This is a genomic window from Streptomyces sp. SM18 (genome assembly GCF_002910775.2).
GTDB classification, from domain to species: Bacteria; Actinomycetota; Actinomycetes; order Streptomycetales; family Streptomycetaceae; genus Streptomyces; species Streptomyces halstedii.
The window spans coordinates 7,297,999-7,320,384 of sequence record NZ_CP029342.1 but is presented as its reverse complement, the minus strand read 5'-3'; the positions used below and the strand labels follow the sequence as shown (position 1 = coordinate 7,320,384).

Genomic DNA, 22,386 nt, shown 5'->3' with positions numbered 1-22,386 from the left:
GCTGTCGGTCAGTCACGTTCGCCGCCCAGGGCCATCCGGACGAGTTCGTCGACGGCCATGCCCTTGATGTCGTCGGCGGCGGGAGCCGGTGCCTCCGGCCGATCGGCGAGGTCCAGGAGCGCGTCGAGGAGACCGGCCCGGCGCAGTGCTGCGGGTGGGATCGCGGCGAGCAGGGAGCTGATCTCGTGGTCCTCACGGACCGGCGTCCCGGCCTCCTTCCCCGTGGCGGTGGGGCCGCCCGGCCCGTCGGGCACCAGGCGCCCGGCGAGGTAGCCGGCGACGGCGGCCGGGGTGGGGTGGTCGAAGACCAGGGTCGCGGGCAGCCGGCGGCCGGTGGCGGCGCTGAGCCGGTTGCGGAGTTCGACGGACGTGAGCGAGTCGAAGCCGAGGTCCTTGAACGGCTGGTCCGGGTCGATGGTCCCAGCTCCGCCGTGGCCGAGGATGTCGGCGCCCCGGCTCCGTACCAGGTCGAGCAGGTCGGCGACGCGTTCCCCCGGGGTGAGACCGGTCAGCCGACGGCGCAGCGAGTCCGCTTCGGCGGCGTCCGCCCCGGAGGCGGGACGGCGTACGGTGCCGGGGACCAGGGCGGAGAGCAGGGCCGGGACGGGCGCGGTCCGGGCCGCCGTCCGGAGCCGACCGAGGTCGATCTTGACCGGTACGAGCAGCGGTTCGTCCAGGGTGAGGGCCGCGTCGAACAGCGCCAGACCTTCTTCGCTGCCGATGGCCGCCGTGCCTCCCTGGGACATGCGCCGCAGGTCAGAGGCGGTGAGCGTCCCGGTCATGGTGCTGCGGCGCGCCCACAGGCCCCAGGCGAGTGACTGGGCGGGCAGTTTCAGGGCCCGGCGGTGCTGGGCGAGGGCGTCGAGGAAGGCGTTGGCGGCCGCGTAGTTGCCCTGCCCGGCGTTGCCGACCGTGGCGGACGCGGAGGAGAACAGGACGAAGGCCGACAGCGGAAGATCGCGGGTGAGGGCGTGCAGGTGGAGAGCCGCGTCGACCTTGGGCCGCAGTACGTGGCGCATCCGCGCGGGGGTCAGCGACTCGACCGTCCCGTCGTCCAGGACGCCGGCCGCGTGGACGACCGCGCTCAGCGGACGATCGGCGGGGATGCCGGCGAGCAGGGTGGCGAGCGCGTCCCGGTCGGCGACGTCACACGCTTCCACGTCCACCCGGGCGCCGAGTCCGCGCAGTTCGGCGGCGAGGTCGGCCAGGCCCGGGGCGTCCGCGCCGCGCCTGCCGACGAGCAGCAGGTTCCGTACCCCGTGCGCGGTCACGAGGTGCCGCGCCACCAGGCCGCCGAGCGCGCCGCCGGCCCCGGTGACGAGGACGGTTCCCCCGGGCGCGGCGATACCGGACGGAGTGTCAGGGGCGAGGGCCGGGTCCAGGTCCAGGTCCGGGCGCGAGCCCGCGAGCGGGTCCGTGGCCGGGTTCGGGTTCGGGTCCGTGGGGAGGGTGGCTCTGGTGAGACGGGCGGCGAGGAGTTGGCCGTCGCGTATCGCCAGTTGGGGTTCCGTTCCGGCAAGCGCCCGGGGCAGCAGGCCCGTCACGGCGGCCGGGTCGTCGGTGTCGATCAGCAGGAAGCGGTCCGGGTGCTCGGACTGGGCGGAGCGGAGGAGGCCGCGGACCGCGGCGCCGGTGAGGTCGGTGATCTGCTCACCGGCTGCCGTGGAGACCGCGCCCCGGGTGACGAGGACGAGCCGGGTGCCGTCGTCCCAACGCGGGTCGGCCAGCCAGTCCTGGACGAGCCGCAGGGCGTCGTCCAGTGCGGTGTGTACGGATGCGGCGTCGGGCGGGGACGGACGGTGCGGGGTGTGGTCGCACCAGGCCAGCACCACGGCGGGCGACGGCGCTCCCCCGTCCAGCGCGGCACCGAGCGCGGCCAGGTCCGGATGGCTGTCCGGGAAGAGTTCCCCGCCGCCGAGGACGGCCCGGTGTCCGAGGGGGTCGGCGGGTGCGGTGGCGGGCGCCGCCGACCACCGCAGCCGGTAGAGGGATTCCGGGCCGCCGCTCGGGCGGAGGGCGTCGAGGTCGATCGGGCGGACGGCGAGCGCCTCGACCGACGCGACCGGGAGGCCGTTCGGGTCGGTCGCGTCGATCGACACCGATCCGTCCGGCCGGAAGCCGAGTCGTACCCTGAGCGCGGTGGCTCCGGAGGCGTGCAGCCTCACTCCGCTCCAAGAGAACGGCAGTCCGGCGGACGGCCGGTCCGGGCCCGGTCCGGTTTCCGGCCGAGCGCGCAGGAACAGTCCCTGAAGGGCAGCGTCCAGGAGGGCGGGATGCACGCCGAAGGCGGAGGCGGACCGGTGCTGGTCCTCGGGCAGGTGCGCCTCGGTGAAGATCTCGTCGCCTCGGCGCCAGGCACGGGTGAGCCCGCGGAAGACGGGTCCATAGCCGTAACCGGAGGCGTGGAACCGCTCGTACAGGTCGTCGACGGGGACCGGGACGGCGCCGGGAGGGGGCCAGGAGCCGGCGTCGTCCGGTGTGGGCGGCGGCTTGCGGGTCCCGGCGTCGGCGGTGAGTACGCCGGTGGCGTGCGCGGTCCAGTGCGGGGACGTCGCGTCCTCGCGGCAGGAGAACAGGTCCAGGGAGCGGCTGCCGCAACCGTCCGCGGCGCCGACCCGCACTTGCAGGCGGACGGCGGTGTCGGCGGGTATCAACAGCGGTGACTGGAGGGTCAGTTCCTCCACCGTGTGGCATCCGGCCTCGTCCGCGGCGCGTACGGCGAGTTCCGCGAAGGCCGCGCCGGGCAGCAGGACCGTACCGGCCACGGCGTGGTCGGCGAGCCAGGGATGGGTGCGCAGCGAGATCCGGCCGCTGAGCAGCAGTTCACCCGTGTCGGCCAGCTCGATGGCCGCTCCGAGGACGGGGTGGTGGGCCGGGTCGAGCCCGGCCGAGCCCACATCGGCCGCCGTAGTGGGCGCCGGCTCGGGCCAGTAGCGGTTGCGTTGGAAGGCGTACGTCGGTAACTCGACTCGCCGCGCCCCCGGAAACGCCCCCGACCAGTCAACCCCCAACCCCCGCTCCCACGCACGACCCACCGCACGCAACACCTGCTCCAGGCCGCCTTGTTCACGCCGCAACGTCCCCAACACCACGGCATCCACACCAGCGGCCTCCACCGACTCCCCCACCGCCACACCCAACACCGCATGCGGACTGACCTCCACGAAAAACCGGAACCCCTCCCCCAACAACACCTCCGTCGCCTTCCCGAACTCCACCGTCTCCCGAAGATTCCGATACCAATACCCGGCATCCAAAGACTTCGTATCCAGCCAGCCACCCGTCACCGTCGAAAAGAACGGCACCGAACCTGAGACAGGAACAACCCCGGCCAGATCGGAAAGCAACCGCTCGCGGATCTCCTCCACATGAGAGGAATGCGACGCGTAATCCACCTCGATCAACCGCGCGCGCACACCTTCAGCGAGACATCCGTCCACCAGCTCAGCGACCGCGTCCGCGTCACCCGACACCACCGTCGACAACGGCCCGTTCACCGCCGCCACCGACAACCGACCACCCCAACCAGCCAGACGCCCACGCACCTCACCCACCGGCAACGACACCGACGCCATACCACCCCGACCCGCCAACACCCCTACCGCACGAGACCGCAACGCCACCACCCGCGCCCCGTCCTCCAAACTCAACCCACCCGCCACACACGCCGCGGCAACCTCACCCTGCGAATGACCCACCACGGCATCCGGAACGACGCCGAACGACCGCCACACCTCCGCCAACGACACCATCACCGCCCATAACACCGGCTGCACCACATCAACCCGAGACAGCAAATCCTCCGAACCCAACGCCTCCGCCAACGACCAATCCACATAAGGCGCCAACGCCCGCTCACACTCAGCCATCCGCCCCGCGAACACCCCCGACCCACCCAACAACTCCGCAGCCATCCCCACCCACTGCGAACCCTGACCCGGAAACACCAACACCGCACGACCGTCGACCATGCGACCGCCGTCCCACGCCCCCGAGTCGTCGTCGGCCATCTGGCCCAGCAGAGTGGTGAGTTGCTCCCGGTCGCCGATCAGTGCCTTCCGGTACTCGAAGGCGGTGCGCGCGTGCAGGGCGGACCCGATGTCGCGTGGGTCGGATCCGGGGCTGCCGTCCAGGTGGCGGCGCAGGCGGTCGGCCTGGGAACGCAGTGCCTGCGGGCTCTTCGCCGACAGCAGCCAGGGCACCGCCGGCAGGGGGGTGCACTCGGCCGTCGGGCCGTCGTCTTCAAGGGGGGTGTGTTCGAGGATGGTGTGGACGTTGGTGCCGCTCAGGCCGAAGGAGGACACTCCGGCCCGGAAGGGGCGACCGTGGGACGGCCAGGGCTGCTGCTCGGTCGCGAGGGCCAGCGCTCCGCGCGTCCAGTCGACGTGGCCGGAGGGCCTGCCGACGTGCAGGGTGCGGGGCACCTGCCCATGCCGCATGGACAGCACCGTTTTGATGACCCCTGCCACACCCGATGCCGCCTGGGCGTGGCCGAGGTTGGACTTGAGGGAGCCGACCAGCAGGGGCCGGTCGGCGGGCCGGTCCTGGCCGTACGTGGCCAGCAGGGCCTGCGCCTCGATGGGGTCGCCGAGGGTGGTGCCGGTGCCGTGCGCCTCCACCACGTCCACCTCGGACGCCGTCAGCCCCGCGTCCGCCAACGCCGCACGGATCACCCGCTGCTGGGAGGGGCCGTTGGGGGCGGAGAGGCCGTTGCTGGCGCCGTCCTGGTTGACGGCGGAGCCGCGTACCACCGCCAGTACCGGGTGTCCGTTGCGGCGGGCGTCCGACAGTCGCTCCAGCAGGAGGACGCCGACGCCCTCACCCATGCCCATGCCGTCCGCGTCGTCCGAGAACGCCTTGCAGCGGCCGTCCTCGGCGAGTCCCCGCTGACGGGAGAAGCTGATGAGGGCGCCGGGGGTCGCCATCACGGCGACGCCGCCGACCAGAGCGAGCGAGCAGTCACCGCCGCGCAGCGCCCGGCCGGCGAGGTGCATGGCGACGAGTGAGGAGGAGCAGGCCGTGTCGAGGGTCACCGCGGGGCCTTCGAGGCCTAGGGTGTAGGCGACCCGGCCGGATACGACGCTGGGTGCGCTGCCGGTGAGCAGGTGGCCGTCGCCTTCGTCCGACTGGGCGACGACGGCCGCGTAGTCGGCGTAGTTGACGCCGGTGAACACTCCGGTGCGGCTGCCGCGCAGGGCGGCCGGGTCGATGGCCGCGCGCTCGATCGCCTCCCAGGTGGTCTCCAGGAGCAGTCGCTGCTGCGGGTCCATGGCCAGGGCCTCGCGCGGCGAGATACCGAAGAACTCCGCGTCGAAGTCGGCCGCGTCGTGGAGGAAGCCGCCCCGCCGGGTCGTCGAGGTGCCGGGGTGGTCGGGGTCGGGGTCGTAGAGGGCTTCGACGTCCCAGCCTCGGTCGGTGGGGAAGTCGGAGACGGCGTCGCCGCCGTCGGCGAGCAGGCGCCACAGGTCTTCCGGGGTGCCGATGCCGCCGGGGAAGCGGCAGGCCATGGACACGATCGCGATCGGCTCGTCGTCGCGCGCGGGCGGGTGCGCGGCGGCGTCCGGGGCGGAGGGGTCCGGGTCGGAGCTGCGCGGCTCGGTGGCCTGTCGGCCGAGCAGTTCGGTGCGGATCTCCTGGGCGAGCGCGGTGGACGACGGGTGGTCGAAGATCAGGGTGGACGGCAGCCGTAGTCCGGTGGCGGCGTTGAGCCGGTTGCGGAGTTCGACCGCCGTGAGGGAGGCGAAGCCCATGTCCTGGAAGGCCCTGCCGGGGCGGATCGCGTCCACTGTGGCATGGCCGAGGACGGCTGCGGCGTGGGTGCGGACCAGGTCGAGCAGCAGGCGGTGCTGTTCGGATTCGCCGAGGGCGGCGAGCCGTTGGCGCAGCAGCGCGGCCGTGGGTGCCTCCGGGTCTCCGGTCGCGGCCTCCAGGGCGCGGCGGGCTTCCGGGATGCCGGTGAGCAGCGGGCTGGGGCGGGCGGAGGTGAAGACGGCGGCGAACCGTTCCCAGTCGACGTCGGCGACGGCGAGTACGGTCTCGTCGTCGTCCAGCGCCTGGCGCAGGGCGTGGACGGCGAGGTCGGGGGCGATCCGGGGCAGGCCGTGCTGCTCCAGTTTGAACAGGTCGGCGTCCTCTCCGGCGACGCGGTCCTGCCAGGGGTTCTCGGCCTGCCAGATGCCCCAGTCGATGGTGGTGGCGGTGAGGCCGCGGGCCCGGCGGTGCTGGGCCAGGGCGTCGAGGTAGGCGTTGGCAGCGGCGTAGGCGCCGTGGTCGCCGCTGCCCCAGACCCCGGCGATGGAGGAGAACAGGACGAAGGCGTCGAGTTCGCGGTCGAGCAGGGCGTCGAGGTGTTCGGCGCCGGCGGCCTTGGCGGCGACGATCTGTTCGAACGCGGACATCGGTGTGCCGTCCAGGGGGGCGAGCGCGACGAAGGCGGCCGCGTGGACGACCGCGGTGACCGGGTCGCCCGCCGTCTCCAGGCCGGTGAGCAGCGCCGCTACCGCCTGACGGTCCGCCAGGTCGCAGACGGGCAGGGTCAGTCGTACGCCCAGGGCGGCCAGTTCCGCGGCGAGTTCGGCCGAGCCGGGTGCCTGGGGGCCGCGGCGGCCGGGCAGGACGAGGTGGGTGGCGCCGCCGCGGGCCAGCCAGCGGGCGAGGTGCGGGCCGACGGCCCCGGTGCCGCCGGTCAGCAGGACGGTGCCGCGGGGCTTCCAGTGCCTCGTGGGGTGGTCGCTCCGGGGGGCGCGCCGGAGGCGGCGGGCCAGGATGCCGGTGGGGCGCAGGGCGAGCTGGTCTTCGCGGCCGATGCCGTCCGTGCCGGGGCCGGAGGCCGTCAGTACGGCGGCGAGCCGGGTCCTGGCGCGGGCGTCGAGGTCCGGCGGCAGGTCGATGAGTCCGCCCCAGCGGGCGGGCAGTTCCAGCGCGGCCACCAGTCCGGTGCCCCAGACCAGTGCCTGGCGGGGGCGGGTGACCGGGTCGTCCGGGCCGGTGGACACGGCCCCGGCGGTGGCGCACCAGAGGGGTGCCGTGAGGGCGAGGTCGCCCAGGGCCTGCACCAGGGTGACGGTGAGTGCTGTTCCGGTGGGCAGGGCCGGGTGATCGGGGTGGGGCTGGTCGGCGGCGGCCAGCAGCGACAGCACGCCCGTCGGGACGCGGTCGCCGAGGGCGGTGGCGAGTGTGTCCGCGAGGTCTGTGCGGCGGACGGCGTCGGCCGTGAGTTCGGCCGTGACGACGGTGGCGCCCGCTTCGGTGAGGGCGAGCAGCGTGCCCCGTACCCGTGCGTCGTCGTGTCCGGTGGGAAGGACGACGAGCCAGGTGCCCGCGGCGGGGCCGGCGGCCGGCGGGTCGGGCAGGGGCTGCCAGCCGACGCGGTAGCGCCAGGAGTCGATGACGCTCTCGTCACGCCGCTGTGTGCGCCAGCCGCGCAGGGCCGGGAGCACGGGGGCGAGGGCGTCCTCGTCGACGGCGAGATGGGCGGCGATCTCGGCCGGGGCCTCGTGCTCGACCATGTGCCAGAAGGCGGTGTCGTGCGGGTCGGTGGTGTCCGGTCCGGTGCCGGGCGCCGCCTCCGGCTCCAGCCAGTAGCGCCGCAGCTGGAAGGGGTATCCGGGCAGGGCGGTCGGGCGGGCGCCGGTGCCGGCGTACACCGCGGACCAGTCGACGGCCGCGCCCGCCACCCACAGTTCGGCGGCCGAGCGCAGGGCGCGGCGCGGACCGCCGTCGTCGCGGCGGAGGGTGCCGACGACCACGGGCGGCTCCGCGGTGCCGGTGGCCTCGGCGGTGTCCTGGAGGGCCATGGTCAGCACCGGGTGCGGCGACACCTCCACGAAGACCTCGTGGCCCTGCTCGACCAGGGACCGTACGGCCGCGTCGAAGCGGACGGTCCCACGGAGGTTGCGGTACCAGTAGTCGGCGTCCATGGCCGTGGTGTCGAGCCGGTCGCCGGTGACGGTGGAGTACAGCGGGATCCGGGCCGGGAGCGGGCGTACATCGGCCAGCGCGGCCAGCACCTCGGACCTGATCCGTTCGACCTGGGCCGAGTGCGAAGCGTAGTCCACGGGTACGGACCGGGCCCGTACGCCCTGTGCCGCGCAGTGGGCGAGCAGTTCGGCGAGGGCCCCGGTCTCCCCCGAGACCACCACGGCGGCGGGCCCGTTGACGGCGGCCACCGACAGCTTCTCGGCCCAGGGGGCGATCTCGGCGCGGACCTCGTCCTCGGGCAGGGACATCGCGACCATGCCGCCGAGTCCGGCCAGCGCCCGGATGGCCCGGCTGCGCAGGGCGACGACCTGCGCCCCGTCCGGCAGGCTCAGGGCTCCCGCCACCACGGCGGCGGCGATCTCTCCCTGGCTGTGCCCGACCACGGCGTCGGGCCGGACGCCCCAGGACTCCCAGTGCGCGGCCAGTGACACCATCACCGCCCACAGCGCCGGCTGCACCACGTCCACCCGTTCCAGGGAGGGTGCCCCGGGCGCGCCCTCCAGGACGGCGGGGAGCCGCCAGTCGACATGGGCGGAGAGGGCGGCGTCGCAAGCGGCGAGGGTGTCCCGGAAGGCGGGGCTGGTGGCGAGCAGGTCCCGTGCCATACCGGCCCACTGGGAGCCCTGACCGGGGAACACCAGTGCCGTCCGGCCCTCGACGACCCGGCCGCTGCCCGCGACGACGTCGGCGGGCGTGGCCGGGGCGGGAGCTGGGGCCGCGCCCGGTCCGGACAGGGCGGCGAGCCCGCTCAGCAGGGCGGGGTACCCGTCGCCGATCACCACGGCCCGGTGTTCGAAGGCGGACCGCGTGGTCGCCAGCGAGAACCCGATGTCGGCCGGCCGTGCGGACACATCCGTGGCGAGCCGGGCGCGCAGCCGGGCCGCCTGGTCCCCGAGCGCGGACGCGGTGCGGCCGGACAGCACCCAGGCCGACACGGCTCCGGGCGCGCCCGCCGGCTCCGCCGACGCCACGGCCCCGCTGTCCGGCCCGTCGGTCACCGCTTCCGGTCCGTCGGTCGCTTCCGGTCCGTCGGCCGGTTCCGGCTCCGGTGCCTGTTCCAGGACGACGTGCGCGTTGGTGCCGCTCATGCCGAACGAGGACACCCCGGCCCGGCGCGGCCGGTCGACGGCGGGCCAGTCGCGGGCCTCGGTGAGGAGTTCGACGGCGCCCGAGGACCAGTCGGCGTGCGGAGTGGGCGTGTCCACGTGCAGCGTGCGCGGCAGGACACCGTGCCGCAGCGCGAGCACCGTCTTGATGACCCCGGCGACCCCGGCGGCGGCCTGGGTGTGCCCGATGTTCGACTTCAGCGACCCCAGCCACAGCGGACGCCCGGCGGGCCTGTCCTGGCCGTAGGTGGCCAGCAGCGCGTCGGCCTCGATCGGGTCGCCGAGGGTGGTGCCGGTGCCGTGCGCCTCCACCACGTCCACCTCGGACGCGGTCACGCCCGCGTCCGCGAGCGCCGCCCGGATCACCCGCTGCTGGGAGGGGCCGTTGGGGGCGGTCAGGCCGTTGCTGGCGCCGTCCTGGTTGACCGCCGAGCCGCGCAGCACCGCCAGCACCGTACGGCCGTGGCGGCGCGCGTCCGACAGCCGCTCCAGCAGCAGCATCCCCACGCCCTCGCCCCAGCCGGTGCCGTCCGCGGCCGCCGCGAACGGCTTGCAGCGGCCGTCGGGGGACATCGCGCCCTGCCTGCTGAACTCGACGAACACCGCCGGCAGCGCCATCACGCTGACCCCTCCGGCGAGCGCGAGCGAGCACTCACCGGCCCGCAGGGCGCGCGTCGCGAGGTGCAGGGCCACCAGCGAGGCCGAACAGGCGGTGTCCACGGTGACGGCGGGGCCTTCGAGACCGAGCGCGTAGGACACCCGCCCGGACATCACGCTCATCGAGTTCCCCGTCATCAGGAACCCCTGGACGGCTTCGGCGGCTCCGGAGCCCAGCGTCGCGTACCCCTGGTCGATGGCCGCGGCGTACACCCCGGTACGGCTGCCCCGCAGGGTGAGCGGGTCGATGCCGGCCTGCTCGACGGCCTCCCAGGCCGCCATCAGCAGCAGCCGCTGCTGCGGGTCCATCGCGACCGCCTCGCGGGGCGAGATGCCGAAGAACTCCGGGTCGAAGTCCGCGGCACCGTCCAGGAACGCCCCGCGTCCGGGGACCGTGCCGCCGGACGGCCAGGCGGTCTCCCAGCCCCGGTCGCCGGGGACGGCCGTGACGGTGTCGCGGCCTTCGGCGAGCAGTTCCCACAGGTCTTCCGGGGTGCGGACACCGCCGGGGAAGCGGCAGCTCATCGCCACGATCGCGATCGGCTCGCTCGTGCGGGCCTCGGCGTCACGGAGCCGCTGCCGGGTGTCCCGCAGGTCGATGGTCACCCGGTTGAGGTAGTCGCGCATCCTCTGGTCGCTCACTGGACACCGCTGCTTTCGTCTCGGGATGCTCGGGTCTCGTCTCGGGATGCGCGGGTCTCGTCGCGGGGTGCGCGGGGTGCGCGGACCGGTGTCCTGGTCATGCGGACCCCAACTGCCGGTCGATGTAGTCGAAGACCTCGTCGTCGCTGGCCGACTCGATCAGGTCGGGGGCCAGGTCGTCCGCGTCGCCCGTGGGGCGGGCGGTGGTGGCCGGTGTCCCGCCGGGCAGCGGACGGGTCAGCACATCCCGTATCCGGGCGGCGAGTTCGTCGCTGACGCCGCCCGGCGGCAGGGCGTCGAGCAGGGTCTCCAGGGTGTCGAGCCCGGCCCGGACCGCCGCGTCGCCTGTCGGGCGGGCGGCGGTGGCCCGCTCGGCGAGGTGGCGGGCCAGCGCCTCCGGGGTGGGGTGGTCGAAGACGAGCGCGGCCGGCAGCCGCAGCCCGGTCGAGGACATCAGCCGGTTACGCAGTTCGACCCCGGTGAGGGAGTCGAAGCCGACGTCCTTGAACGGGCGGGCCGGGCGGATCAGGTCCGGCGAACTGTGGCCGAGCACCGCCGCGGCGTTGCCGCGCACCAGGTCGAGCAGGGTCCGGTACAGCTCGGCCTCGGGCAGCTCGGCGAGCTGCCGTGCCATCGAGCGGGCCGGTTCCGCGGCGGAGGCGGCGCCGGTACGGGCGGGGCGGACCAGGCCGCGGAGCACGGCGGGCAGCCGATCGTCCGCCCGCAGTACGGACGGGGCGATCCTGGCCGCGAGCCGGTAGGCGTACGGGGATTCCAGCGCCGCGTCGAACAGGGCAAGGCCCTCCGCCGAGGTCAGCGCGCCCGCCCCGGCACCCCGGCCCGCGGTGACCGCGGCGGTCATCTCGCTGCGCTCCTCCCACAGGCCCCAGCCGATGGACAGGCCGGGCAGTCCCTCGGCCCGGCGTTCGGCGGCCAGGGCGTCGAGGACCGCGTTGGCAGCGGCGTAGTTCGCCTGGCCGGCCGCGCCGAACTGGGCGGCGCCCGACGAGAACAGGACCAGCGCCGCGAGGTCGAGGTCCCGGGTGAGTTCGTGCAGGGCCAGCGCCGCGTCCGCCTTGGGCCGCAGGACCCGGTCGAGCCGGTCCGGGGTCAGCCCGGCGATCGTGGCGTCGTCCAGGACACCGGCCGCGTGGACGACTGCGGTCAGCGGGTGCGCGGCGGGCACCGACCCGAGCAGGGCGGCGAGCGCGGCGCGGTCGGCGACGTCGCAGGCGGCGACGGTCACCGACACCCCGAGCCCGGTCAGTTCCCTCACCAGCTCCGGCATCCCGTCGGCGGAGCCGCCCCGGCGGCCCGCCAGCAGCAGGTGCCGGGTGCCGTGCGCGACGACCAGGTGCCGGGCCAGGAGCCGCCCCAGGGTGCCGGTGGCCCCGGTGACCAGGACGGTCCCTTCGGGGTCCGGCGGAGCGGGCAGCAGCAGGACGTTCTTGCCGACGCCTCGGGCCTGGCTGAGCGAGCGCAGGGCGGCCGGGGCCTGCCGAACGTCCCAGCCAGTGACGGGCAGGGGACGCAGCACCCCCTGCCCGAACAGGTCCAGGACGTCGGCAAGCATCTCGCCGATGCGCTCCGGACCGGCCTCCATCAGGTCGAACGCCCGGTAGCGCACCCCGGGGTGCTGCCGGGCGACCGTCTCGGGGTCGCGGACGTCGGTCTTGCCCATCTCCACGAACCGGCCGCCGTTCGGCAGCAGCCGCAGACCGGCGTCCACGAACTCCCGTGCCAGGCTGTCGAGTACGACATCGACGCCCCGCCCGCCGGTGGCCGTCAGGAACCTCTCGGCGAAGTCGGTGGTCCGGGTCGAGGCGAGGTGCGCGTCGTCCAGTCCGCCGGCCCGCAGGACATCCCACTTGGCCGGGGAGGCGGTCGCGAACACCCGCGCACCGGCGTGCCGGGCGAGCTGCACCGCCGCCATGCCGACACCGCCGGCCGCCGCGTGGACCAGTACCGATTCCCCGCGCCGCAGCCCCCCGAGGTCGAACAGGCCGTAGTAGGCGGTGAGGAACACCACCGGCACGGACGCGGCGCGGGCGAAGGACCAGCCCGCCGGTATCGGGGCGACGGTACGGCGGTCGGCGACGGCGGTCGGGCCGAACGCGCTGCCGAAGATCCCCATCACCCGGTCCCCGGGCGCCAGGTCGTCCACCCCGGGGCCCACCTCGATGACGGTTCCGGCGCCCTCGCTGCCCAGGCCCTGTTGTCCGGGGTCGGGGTCCAGGCCGAGCGCGGCGATGACGTCGTGGAAGTTCAGCCCGGCGGCGCGTACCGCGATCCGTACCTCGCCCTTGCCCAGCGGGGCGTGGGCCTCGGGAGCGGGCTCCGCCGTGATGTCCTCCGGGGAACCCCGTCCGTCGGAGGTGAGCCGCCAGGCGGCGCCGTCCGGCAGGGACAGCGTGCCGTCCGCCCGGCCGCCGCGGACCAGCCGTGGCAGCAACAGGCCGTTTCGCAGGGCAAGTTCGGGTTCCTCGGTGGCGAGCGCCCCGGACAGGGCATCCGCCGGCTCGCCGGTCCCGGCCGCGTCGATGAGGACGAAGCGCCCGGGGTGCTCGGCCCGCGCGCTGCGCACCAGGCCCCACAGGGCGGCCTGGGCCGGATCGACGGGCCGGTCGGCCGGGCCGGTACGGACCGCGTCCCTGGTGAGCAGGGCCAGCCGGGCCGCGGCGAACCGCTCGTCGGCCAGCCACCGCTGTACGAGGGCGAGGCCCTGGTGTGCGGTGGCGCGGACCCGGTCGGCGGGGTCGGGCAGGTCGGTGGTGGCGACGGCCGCCACGATCACCTCGGGAAGGGCGGCGCCCGCTCCGAGGGCGGCCCCCAGGGCGTCGAGGTCCTGCCAGGACACCGCGCCGGGGACGGCGCCGGCGAGGGCGCCCCAGGTGGGCGCGGCGCTGTCGGCCGGGTCGGCGGCCGGGGTCCAGTCGAGGCGGTACAGCAGGTCGGCGTGGGCGGTCGCGGAGAGCGGCCCGCCCTCGGCCGGAGGCCGCAGCAGCAGGGACTCCACTCCGAGCACCTGCCGGCCGGACAGGTCGTGGGCGTGCAGGGTCACGGCGTCCGGGGCGTCGGCGGCAAGCCGTACGCGCAGCGTGGTGGCCCCGGTGACCCCGCTGATCACACCGTTCCAGCTGAAGGGCAGCCGGGCCCGGCCGTCCTGGTCGGGCAGCAGCGCGGCGATCTGGAGGGCCGCGTCCAGCAGCGCGGGGTGCAGCGCGCATCCGGCGGCGTCGGCGTGCTGTGGCTCCTCCAGCACCACCTCGGCGAACACCTCGCCGCCACGGAGCCACGCGGCACGGAGGCCACGGAAGGCGGGGCCGTAGTGGTACCCGGCCTCGGCGAAGCGCTCGTAGAGGTCGCCGATGTCCACGGGTTCGGCACCGGACGGCGGCCAGCTCAGCAGACCGGCCGCGGCCGGGTCCCCGGCGGGCCGGGGTGCGAGGGTGCCGGTGGCGTGCTCGGTCCAGGGCGTGTCGGTGTCCCGTGTCGTACGGGCGAACACACTGAGCCTCCGCCGGCCGTCGCCGTGGGGCGCGGCGACCCGGAGCTGTAGGTGGACGGCTCCCTCGTCCGGGAGTACGAGCGCCGATCCGAGGGTGAGTTCCTCGACCACCGGGCAGCCCGCCTCGGCCCCGGCGCGCAGCGCGAGTTCGAGAAAGGCCGTGCCGGGGAAGAGGACGACGCCCGACACGGCGTGGTCGGCGAGCCAGGGATGGGTGCGCAGCGAGATCCGGCCACTGAGCAGCAGCTCGTCGGAGTCCGCGACCTCCGTCGCCGCACCGAGCAGCGGATGCCCGGTGGCGGCGAGACCCGCCGAGGCGACGTCCCAGCTCGTGGTCGGGACGTCGAGCCAGTAGCGGTTGCGCTGGAATGCGTACGTCGGTAACTCGACCCGCCGCGCCCCCGGAAACGCCCCCGACCAGTCAACCCCCAACCCCCGCTCCCACGCACGACCCACCGCACGCAACATCTGAGCCGGACCACCCTCGCCACGCCGCAACGTCCCCAACACCACGGCATCCACACCAGCGGCCTCCACCGACTCCCCCACCGCAACCGACAACACGGGGTGCGGGCTGGCCTCGACGAAGAACCGGAACCCCTCCCCCAACAACACCTCCGTCGCCTTCCCGAACTCGACCGTCTCCCGAAGATTCCGGTACCAGTACCCGGCATCCAAAGACTTCGTATCCAGCCAGCCCCCCGTCACCGTCGAAAAGAACGGCACCGAACCCGACACCGGAACAACCCCGGCCAGATCCGAAAGCAACCCCTCACGAATCTCCTCCACATGCAAGGAATGCGACGCGTAATCCACCTCGATCACCCGCGCCCGCACCCCCTCCCCCACACACCCCTCCACCAACTCCGCCACCGCGTCCGCGTCACCCGACACCACCGTCGACAACGGCCCGTTCACCGCCGCCACCGACAACCGACCACTCCAACCAGCCAGACGCCCACGCACCTCCCCCACCGGCAACGACACCGACGCCATACCACCCCGACCCGCCAGCGCCCCCACCGCACGAGACCGCAACGCGACCACGCGGGCACCGTCGTCGAGGCTCAGGCCGCCCGCCACGCAAGCGGCCGCGATCTCACCCTGGGAGTGGCCGACCACGGCATCGGGAACCACACCGAACGACCGCCACACCTCCGCCAACGACACCATCACCGCCCACAACACCGGCTGCACCACATCAACCCGTGACAACAAACGCTCCGAACCCAACGCCTCCGCCAACGACCAGTCCACATAAGGCGCCAACGCCCGCTCACACTCAGCCATCCGCCCCGCGAACACCCCCGAGCCAGCCAACAACTCAGCGGCCATCCCCACCCACTGCGAACCCTGACCCGGAAACACCAACACCGCACGACCGGAAACCAACCCGCCGCCGGACACCGCAGCACCCTGTGACAGTGCGGTCAGGTGCTCGGCGAGGTTCTCCTCCGTGCCCACCAGCACCGCGCGGTGTCCCAGCGCGCCGCGGCCCGTGGCCAGGGAGAAGGCCACGTCCGCCGCGCGGACGCCGGACCCGTCTCCGATCCGGGCCGACAGCGCCGCGGCCTGGGCGCGCAGCGCCTCCGGAGTGCGCGCCGAGAGGAGCAAGGGGACGGCGGCGGGTGCGGTCTCCGGTGTCCCGGGCTCGTCAACGAGCGTGTCCGCGGCAACTGTCGGGTCGGCCGGGGCCTGTTCGAGGATGACGTGGGCGTTGGTGCCGCTGACGCCGAAGGACGACACACCCGCCCGGCGCGGACGGCCCGTGTCGTCCCACGTACGGGCCTCCGTCAGCAGGCGTCCGGCCCCCGCCGACCAGTCCACCTCGGGTGTGGGGCCGTCCACGTGCAGCGTCTTGGGCATCACGCCGTGCCGCAGGCCGAGCACCGACTTGATGACCCCTGCCACTCCGGCGGCTGCCGAGGTGTGTCCGATGTTGGACTTCAGGGAGCCGATCCAGACCGGCCGGTCCTCGGGCCGGTCCTGCCCGTACGTCGCCAGCAGCGCCTGCGCCTCGATCGGGTCACCCAGCCTGGTCCCCGTACCGTGCGCCTCCACCACGTCCACGTCCGACGCCGTCAGTCCCGCGTCCGCCAACGCCGCACGGATCACCCGCTGCTGCGACGGACCGCTCGGCGCCGTCAGACCGTTGCTCGCACCGTCCTGGTTCGTGGCCGAACCCCGCACCACCGCCAGCACCGGATGACCAAGACGCCGCGCGTCCGACAACCGCTCCACCAACAGCATCCCCACGCCCTCCCCGAAGGCGGTCCCGTCGGCCGCCGCGGCGAAGGACTTGCAGCGGCCGTCCGGGGCGAGCCCGCCCTGACGGCTGAACTCCACGAAGAGTTCGGGGCTGCACATGACGTTCACGCCGCCGGCGAGGGCCAGCGAGCATTCGCCGGACCGCAGCGCCCGTACCGCGAGGTGGAGTGCCACCAGGGAGGACGAGCAGGCCGTGTCCACGGTGACCGCAGGGCCTTCCAGGCCGAAGAAGTAGGCCAGGCGTCCGGAGACGATGCTTCCCGAGTTGCCGGTGCCGAGGAATCCTTCGACGTCCTCGGGGATGTACGGCAGCAGCCGGGCGGCGTAGTCCTGCTGCATCAGGCCGACGTACGTGCCGACCGGGGCGCCGCGCAGGGTGGACGGGTCGATGGCAGCGCGCTCGAAGAGTTCCCAGGTGGTTTCCAGGAGCAGTCGCTGCTGCGGGTCCATGGCCAGGGCCTCGCGCGGCGAGATACCGAAGAACTCCGCGTCGAAGTCGGCCGCGTCGTGGAGGAAGCCGCCGTCGCGGGTGACGGAGGTGCCGATGCGGTCGGGATCGGGGTCGTAGAGCGTGTCCAGGCTCCAGCCCCGGTCGGTGGGGAACCCGGAGATGCCGTCGCGGCCTTCGGCCAGCATCCGCCACAGGTCCTCGGGTGAGCGGACGCCGCCGGGGAGACGGCAGGCCGCGGAGACGATCGCGATCCGGTCGTCGTCCGCGTCCGGGTTCCGGTCGGCCGGCCTCGCGGGGAGGGAGGGTATGACGGCCGTGGCCGCTTCCGTGTCCGTGAGTTCGGTGCCCAGGAAGTCCGCGAGCGCCGCTGGGGTCGGGTGGTCGAACACCAGGCCGGCGGGGAGCCGCAGGCCGGTGGCGGCGTTCAGGCGGTTGCGCAGTTCCACCGAGGCCAGCGAGTCGAATCCCAGTTCGCGGAAGGCCCGTCCGGAGTCGAGGGTGTCCGGGGAGGTGTGGCCGAGGACGGCTGCCGCGTGGGTGCGGACGAGTTCGACGAGCAGCCGGGTCCGTCCACCGGCGTCGAGGGCCGCGAGGCGCCGCCGCAGGGCGTTGTCGTCGGACGCCGTCTCCGCGGCCGTGGCCGCCCGGCGCGGCGGTGTACGCACCAGGCCGCGCAGCAGCGGCGGGAGGGTGCCGTCGGCGGCCGCGGACCGCAGGGCCGCGGTGTCGAGGCGCATCGGGACCAGGGCGGCCCGGTCCACGGTGAGGGCGGTGTCGAAGAGCGCGAGTCCCCGCTCGGTGGAGAGCGGTGGCATCCCGGACCGGGCGAGGCGGCGTACGTCGTCCTCGTCCAGGTGTCCGGTGAGGCCGCTGGGCTGCTCCCACAGGGTCCAGGCCAGGGACTGGCCGGCCAGCCCCGCCGCCCGGCGCCGGACGGCGAGGGCGTCGAGGAAGGCGTTGGCGGCGGCGTAGTTGGCCTGTCCGGGGCCGCCGAAGGTGCCCGCGGCCGAGGAGAAGAGCACGAAGTGTGTGAGGTCGAGGTCACGGGTCAGTTCGTGCAGGTGGAGGGCGGCGTCGGCCTTGGGGCGCAGTACGGCGTCCACGCGTTCGGGGGTGAGCGCGGTGACGACGCCGTCGTCGAGGGTGCCCGCGGTGTGGACCACGGCGGTCAGCGGGTGCGCGGGCGGCAGGTCCGCGAGTACGGCGGCCAGGGCGGCCCGGTCGGCCGCGTCGCAGGCGACGACGGCGGTCTCGGCCCCCAGCGCGGCGAGTTCGGCCCGCAGTTCCCCGGCTCCGGCGGCGGCCGGGCCGCCACGGGAGAGCAGCAGCAGGTGCCGGACACCGTGCCCGGTGACCAGGCGGCGGGCGACGTGGGAGCCGAGCAGGCCGGTGCCGCCGGTGACGAGGACCGTGCCGTCCGGGTCGAAGGCCCGGAGGGGCCCGCCCGCCCCGTCCGAGAGGTCCGGGTCGTTCCTGAGGACCCGGGTCAGCCGGGGTACGCGGACGTCGTCGCCGCGGACCGCACACTCCGGTTCCCCCGAGCCGAGGGCCGCGGCGACGCCCGCGGCGGTGCCGTGCTCGTCGTCGGCGTCGAGGTCGAGCAGGGCGAAGCGCCCGGGGTGTTCGGACCGGGCCGAACGGACCAGCCCCCAGATCGCGCTCTGCGCCAGGCTGCGTACGTCCTCCCGCTCCCCGGTGCTCACGGCGCCCCGGGTGGCGAACACCAGGCGCGCGCCGGCGAAGCGGTCGTCGGCGAGCCAGGTCCGGACATCGGTGAGTGCCTGGTGGACGGCCGCGCGGACCGCCGCGGCCGGTCCGGCGGTGTCCACGGGCTCCGTGCGGACGAGCAGGACCGTTTCGGGCACCGGGGCTCCGGCGTCGACGGCGGCCGGAAGCGTGGCCAGGTCCGTGGTGCGGTGGACGGATGCGCCGCTGCCGCGCGGGGGTGCGGTGACCCACTCCGGCGTGTAGAGGTCCCGGTGGCGGCGGCGGCCCTGGGGTGCTCGGTCGGCGCCGGGGCTGACCGAGCCGGCGGGCCGCAGGACCAGCGCGTCCACGGTCGCCACGGGGGCGCCGGTCGCGTCGGCGACGGCGAGCGTCACCGCGTCGGGTCCCGCCGGGGCGAGCCGGACGCGGATCGCGTCGGCGCCGGTGGCACGCAGGGTCACGCCGTTCCAGGAGAACGGCAGCCGCCCCTCGGGGTGGGCGTCCGCGCCGGGGGTGCCGGGCACGCCGGTGGCGTGCAGGGCCGCGTCCAGCAGGGCCGGGTGCAGGCCGAAGCGGGCAGCGTCGGGGGCGGGCACGACGGCCTCCGCGAACAGCTCGTCGCCGCGCCGCCAGGCCGCGCGCAGGCCCTGGAAGGCGGGGCCGTAGGAGAATCCGCCCGCCGCGAAGCGGTCGTACAGTCCGTCGAGGGCGAGGGGTTCGGCGCCGGGCGGCGGCCAGGGCATCGGCCCGTCGGCCTCGGTGCCTTCCGCGCCGTCCTGGGCCAGGACGCCTTCGGCGTGCCTGGTCCACTCGTCCTCGTCGGGGTCACCGTCGGCGGGTGTGTCCGGCCGGGAGTGCAGACTGAGCGGGCGGTGGCCCCGGGAGTCGGGGGCGCCCACGGTGAGGCGCAGCACGGTGCCGCCGTGCTCGGGCAGCACCAGGGGTGCTTCAAGGGTGAATTCCTCGACCCGGGGGCAGCCGGTGCGGGCTCCGGCCTGGAGCGCGAGTTCCAGGAAGGCGGTGCCCGGGAACAGTATCCGGCCGCCGACGGCGTGGTCGGCGAGCCACGGGTGGGTACGGGCCGACAGACGGCCGGTGAGGAGCAGGCCGTCGCTGTCGGCGAGGACCACGACGGCGCCCAGCAGAGGATGGTCCGCGGGGGTCAGTCCGGCGGAGGTGACGTCGGCGGCGGGCGCGGCGCCGTCCTCCAGCCAGTACGGCTCGCGCTGGAAGGCGTAGGTGGGCAGCTCCACCCGTCCGGGGCGGCGGTCGGCGAAGACGGTGTCCCAGTCGGGGGACACTCCGCGCAGGTGGAGTTCGGCCAGGGACTCGGTGAACCGGCGCGGGCCGCCGTCGTCGCGGCGCAGGGTGCCCACGGCGGTGGCGTCGGCGCCCGCGTCCTCGACGGTCTCCAGCATGCCGACGGTGAGCACCGGGTGCGGGCTGCTCTCCAGCAGGACCTGGTAGCCGTCCGCGAGCAGGGCACGGGTCGCCTGTTCGAAGCGGACGGTCCCGCGCAGGTTCTGGTACCAGTAGTCGGCGTCCAGGACGGAGGTGTCCTCCAGCAGGGCGCCGCTGACCGTGGAGTAGAACGGGACGGCGGCCGGGCGCGGGGTCACTCCGTCCAACTGGGCGAGCAGTTCCGTACGGATGTCCTCGACGTGGGCGCTGTGCGAGGCGTAGTCGACGGGGATGCGCCGGCTGCGGATGTCCAGGGCCGTCGTCAGGTCGAGGAACGCGTCGAGCGCGTCGGTGTCGCCGGAGACGACGGTGGAGGAGGGGCCGTTGACGGCGGCGACGGAGAGCCGGCCGTCCCAGGGCGCGAGGTGTTCGGCGACCTGTTCGGCGGGCAGGGCCACCGAGGCCATGCCGCCGCGGCCGGACAGGGCGCGGATCGCCCGGCTGCGCAGGGCGACGATCCGTGCGGCGTCGTCCAGGGAGAGGGCACCCGCGACGCACGCCGCCGCGATCTCGCCCTGGGAGTGGCCGATGACGGCGCCGGGGGTGATGCCGTGAGAGCGCCACAGGTCGGCCAGGGAGACCATGACGGCCCACAGCACCGGCTGCACCACGTCGACGCGTTCGGCCGGCGGGGTGCCGGGGGCGCCGCGCAGGACGGCTTCCAGGGACCAGTCGACGAAGGGGGCCAGGGCGCGCTCGCAGTCCGCGACGCGGGCGGCGAAGGCGGGTGCGGAGTCGAGGAGTTCGACGGCCATGCCGGCCCATTGGGATCCCTGTCCGGGGAAGACCAGGGCGACCTGGCCGCCGGTTCCGGCGGTGCCCCGGACCAGGCCGGGGGCGGTGCGGCCGGCCGCCAGGGCGTCGAGGCCGCCCAGGAACTCGTCAGGGTGGGCCCCGATGAGCACGGCCCGGTGCTCGTGCGTGGCGCGGGTCGTCGCGAGGGCGTGGCCGACCTCGGCCGGGCCGGGTCCGGGGTGGGCGCCGAGGTGGTCGCGGAGCCGTGCGGCCTGGGCGCGCAGCGCGTCGGCGGTGCGTCCGGAGAGCACCCAGGGGAGGACGGGCGGCGGTGCGCCGTCGGGGTCCGGGGTGGGCCGGGCCGCGTCCTGGCCGGCGGCGTCTCCGGAGGCGGCCGGGGCGGCCGGTTCTCCCCGCTCGGCGGGGTCCGCGGGGTCCGCGGAGTCCGCGGTTTCGTCCGCCTGTTCCAGGACGACATGTCCGTTGGTGCCGCTGACACCGAAGGAGGAGACCGCTGCCCGGCGCGGCCGTCCGGTCTCGGGCCAGGGGGTGTTCGCGGTGACCAGGCGTACCGCGCCCGCGGTCCAGTCGATCTGCGGGGACGGGTCCTGCGCGTGCAGGGTGGGCGGGACGGTGCCGTGCCGCAGGGCGAGGACGGTCTTGATGACGCCGCCGACGCCGGCCGCCGCCTGGGTGTGCCCGATGTTGGACTTCAGCGAGCCGAGCAGCAGCGGCTGACCGTCCGCGCGGTCCTGCCCGTAGGTGGCCAGCAGGGCCTGGGCCTCGATCGGGTCGCCCAGTGGGGTGCCGGTGCCGTGCGCCTCGACGACGTCCACGTCGGCGGCGGTGAGTCCGGCGTTGGCCAGGGCGTGGCGGATGACGCGCTGCTGGGCGGGGCCGTTGGGGGCGGTGAGCCTGCTGCTGGCGCCGTCCTGGTTGACGGCGGTGCCGCGGATCAGGGCCAGGACCGGGTGGCCGTTGCGGCGGGCGTCGGAGAGGCGTTCCAGCAGGAGCATGCCGACGCCCTCGCCCCAGCCGGTGCCGTCGGCGTCGGCGGCGAAGGACTTGCAGCGGCCGTCCCGGGCCAGGCCGCCCTGGCGGCTCATCTCCACGAACGGGACGGGTGTCGACATGACCATGGCGCCCCCGGCCAGGGCCAGGGCGCAGTCGCCGGCCCGCAGGGCCTGGGCGGCGAGGTGGATGGCGACCAGCGAGGAGGAGCAGGCGGTGTCGATGCTGACCGCCGGGCCCTCCAGGCCGAAGGTGTAGGCGACGCGGCCCGAGGCGACGCTGTCGGAGCTGCCGCTGCCGACGTAGCCGGCCACGTCGTCGGGGACCTGGCGCAGCCGTACCGCGTAGTCCTGGTACATCACTCCGGCGAAGACACCGGTCCTGCTGCCCCGCAGGGTCGTGGGGTCGATGCCGGCCCGTTCGAACGCCTCCCAGGTGGTTTCCAGGAGGAGCCGCTGCTGCGGGTCCATCGCGAGCGCTTCGCGCGGGGAGATCCCGAAGAATCCGGAGTCGAAGTGCCCGACGTCGTCGAGGAAGCCGCCCAGGGCGGTGTGGCTGGTGCCCTCGCGCAGTTGTTCCGGGTCGTCCAGGTGGTCGAGGTCCCAGCCCCGGTCGCGGGGGAAGCCGGTGATGGCGTCGGTGCCGTCGGTGACCAGGCGCCACAGGTCCTCGGGGGACCGTACGCCGCCGGGGTAGCGGCAGCTCATCGCGACGACCGCGACGGGTTCACGGACCGCTTCCTCCGCTTCGGTCAGGCGCCTGCGGGTGCGGTGCAGGTCCGCCGTCACACGCTTGAGGTAGTCCCTCAGCTTGTCGTCGTTCACCATCGGGAGCCGCCGTCCTGGTTCGCGTGTCGGGTC

General features: G+C 74.7%; 2 protein-coding genes. Both read right to left on the bottom strand.

What is annotated here, in order from left to right; translation table 11 throughout:
* Window positions 1-8: 8 nt before the first annotated feature.
* A complete protein-coding gene (locus B9S64_RS32360; protein ID WP_375153036.1) occupies window positions 9-10,385 on the bottom strand; it encodes a type I polyketide synthase in 10,377 nt (3,458 codons plus the stop codon).
* Window positions 10,386-10,482: 97 nt separating this feature from the next.
* The gene (locus B9S64_RS32355; RefSeq protein ID WP_109492189.1) at window positions 10,483-22,353 is read right to left on the bottom strand and encodes a type I polyketide synthase; all 11,871 of its coding nucleotides are present in this window, start codon (window positions 22,351-22,353) and stop codon (window positions 10,483-10,485) included.
* Window positions 22,354-22,386 lie beyond the last annotated feature (33 nt).